The 2,966-nt window shown below is 77.8% G+C and carries 1 protein-coding gene; it reads right to left on the bottom strand.

From position 1 onward, the window contains the following. A partial coding sequence (locus P1P70_RS42785) for an FtsK/SpoIIIE domain-containing protein (protein ID WP_413471680.1) occupies positions 1–2,966 on the bottom strand: 2,966 nt, incomplete at both ends.

The following is a 2,966-nucleotide window of genomic DNA, read 5'->3' on the forward strand; positions in this document are numbered from 1 at the left end:
CCCCAGCTCGCTCTCGCCCTTCCGCCCGCCCTCACCGGTCGTGGCCACGAGATGCACCCCGAGCCGCTCGCCCTCCCGGGCCACCGCCTCCAGGGCCCGGACGACCGACCCCGCCGCCGGCCGCCCTGTGGAGCCCAAGGGGGGTGACAGCAGTGCGTCGAGGTCGTCGACGATCACGACGAGTCGGGGCAGTTCAGAGATGGGGCTCTTCCCGGCCCCGCCCCTGCCGTCCTGTCCGGTGTTCCTCCGGCCCGGCCGCAGCCGCAGCGTGGAGCTGGAGGAGGAGTCGAGATCGGCGGCCCCGGCCGATGCCACCGCCTGCGCGGCCCCGGCCCCCGACGCGCCCGGCGCGGAGGATCCCGCCCCGGGAGCCGCCGACTTCGCCGACATGGACCCCGACGCCGACGCCGACGCCGACGCCGACGCCGCCGATGTCGCGGAGCGTTGCGGGACGATCCGGCCCGAGACCTCACGCCGTGTGTGCCACTCCACGAACCCGAGCCCGCCGAGCAGTTCGTACCGACGCTTCAGCTCGGCGATCAGCGACTGGGCGAACTCCCGCATCCGGACAGGGTCGTTGGCCGTGAGATGGGTCCCCACATGGGGCAGGTCGGTACAGACCCCGAGCCCTTCCCCGGACCGGCCCCCGCCGGCACCGGCGCCGCCACCGCCGTCCCGCCCGTCGACCAGGGCGATGCCCAGCCGGTCGGGCCGCTCGGCGGCGGCCAGCGACGCGGCGACGGCCCGCAACAGCTCCGTACGGCCGCTGCCGACCGGCCCCTCGATCAGCAGATGGGGGCCCTCGGCGACGAGGTCCACGGAGACGGGCCCGCGCGGACCGGCGCCGAGCACGGCCCAGGCGCGCCCCCCGAGGGCCGTCGTGTCGTCGCCCGCGTCCGCCCAGCGCGCCATCAGCGACGCCGGTGTGGCCCGCGCGAGCCCCAACTCGTCCAGCAGCCGCGCCGACTGCGGCAACGGCGCCGACACCCGCGCCTGCCGGTCGCCGGCCGCCCCGTCCGTCCGCAGCGGCGCCAGCGCCCGCGCGAACCGCTCCGCCCACGCCGCCGAGACCGCGTCCAGCGTGGCCACCGTGCCGTGGTTCAGCAGACCGGGCGCTTCCCGCGCGTCGAGCGAGGGGAGGTCCCGGGTGCCGGGGTGCGTCCGCTCGTCGGCACCGGAGAGCGCGCTGCCCGAGAGGTCGAGGGCGGTGTGCGTACGGCTCACCATGGCGGGGTCCGCCTGGGCGGAGCCACGGGCCCGGTCGGGCCGTACGGGACGCTCCGCGTGCTCGGGACGGGGGCGCCCCGGCGAGGCGTCGGACGCTGTACCGCGCGCGTGGTCCACGGGCTCCCGCGACGGAGGACCGGAGCCCACGACCCGCCCGGCCGCACCGCCCTGTCCGGCCCCCGAGCGTTCGGCGACTCCCCCGGAACCGGGTTCCGCCCCCGTACGTCCGGACCGGGCCCCACCCGCCGTGGACGCCGTACTCGCCGTACTCGCGGTATTCGCCGAACTTGTCGCCGTAGGTACCGCACCCGTCGCACCCGTCGCGCCTGTCGCACCCGGCGCCCCGGAAGCCTTCCCCCCGGCATACCCGGCGGAGGTGACACGCAGCAGCCGCAGTGCCGTGGCGACGTCACCGCTGAGGAGGGCGACGGCCCCGCACGCGCGGAACGCGGGGGCGGCCTCGCAGGCCGCCGTGTACGTCTCGGTCACCGGCGAGGCGGGCGACGCGGACTCTGTCTCGGCGAGGCACACGACATGGATCCCGGCGAGAGGCCCCTCCTGCGCCAGCCGCACCACGGCCTCACGCACATCCGCGCCCCCGGGGTCCCCGTCCACGATCACCACCGTGTACGGCCCGGCGAAGCCGCCGCCGGCGGGTCCGTCCTCCCGGGCCCACGACGGCCGCCGCGTGCTCCGCCGGCCCGAGCCGCTCTCGGCCGCCCCGGTCCCGCGATCGGCCGAATCCGTGGCCCCCGCCGTCGTCGTACGTCCGCCACCGGCGCCCGGCGTGCTCCCGGGCGCGTGGCCCGCCGCGTCCGCCGCGTGGTCCTCCACGCGGCGCAGCAGCTCGTCCAGCCGGGCCGTCGTCTGCTCGCGGTCGTAGGCGAGGAGCAGACGGCAGTCCTGGCCGTGGGCGGGACGCAGATGGGGGAGCCAGCCGAGCCAGGACCAGTCGGTGGCGCGCTCCTCGGCGGAACGGGCGCGGTCCGCGCTGATCAGCACCAGTTCCAGCGTGTCGGGGGAGTGCAGCGCGGCGAGCTGGGCCACGACCGCGCGGGTCAGCCCCATCAGCCGGGGGCGCGGTCCGGCCAGCCCCAGCGCGCCGACCTCCCGCAGCCCGGTGGTCACCGGCACGGCGGGCAGCAGACCCGGTCCGTCCGGCGCCGGACGGTCCGTCGTACCCAGCCGCACCGTCAGGGCCTCCGGGTGCCCCGGCCCCCGCTCCCACAGCCGGGCACCGGGCCCGAGCGCGGTGAGCAGCAGCGCGGCGAGGTCCGGCCAGGTCTCCGGCAGCCGCTCCCCGGCCGCCGGGAGCACCGACGCCAGCGCCCCGCGCTCGTCCTCGTCGTACTCCGTGTCGTACTCGTACGGGTCGTACTCGGCCTCCGACTGTGCCCGCCCGCCGGTCAACCGCCGGGCCCAGGCCCCGAACCCACCCCGTTTACGCACCCCACGCGGCACCTCAGTGCCCCGGAGGGGCGTGCCTTTGCGGGTACCGGACCCGGGGGCCTCACCGCCGTTGTCGAAACCGCCGTCTTCCCGAGCGCCGTCGCCGGAACCGCCGGGCCCACCGGCGGCGCGGGCGTCCTGGGACCGGCGGGGGGCGCCATGGCCGCGGACCTCACCGGCGCGCGATTCATCCGCGCCGCGGGAACCCTCGGCACCGCCGAGGGGATCGTGGGCGTCGTGGGGACGGCCGTGGGCCTCCGCCCCGAGCCCGCTCCCGCCCTCCTCGACGG

This window comes from Streptomyces sp. MB09-02B, from assembly GCF_033794485.1.
In the GTDB taxonomy this organism is placed as follows: Bacteria; Actinomycetota; Actinomycetes; order Streptomycetales; family Streptomycetaceae; genus Streptomyces.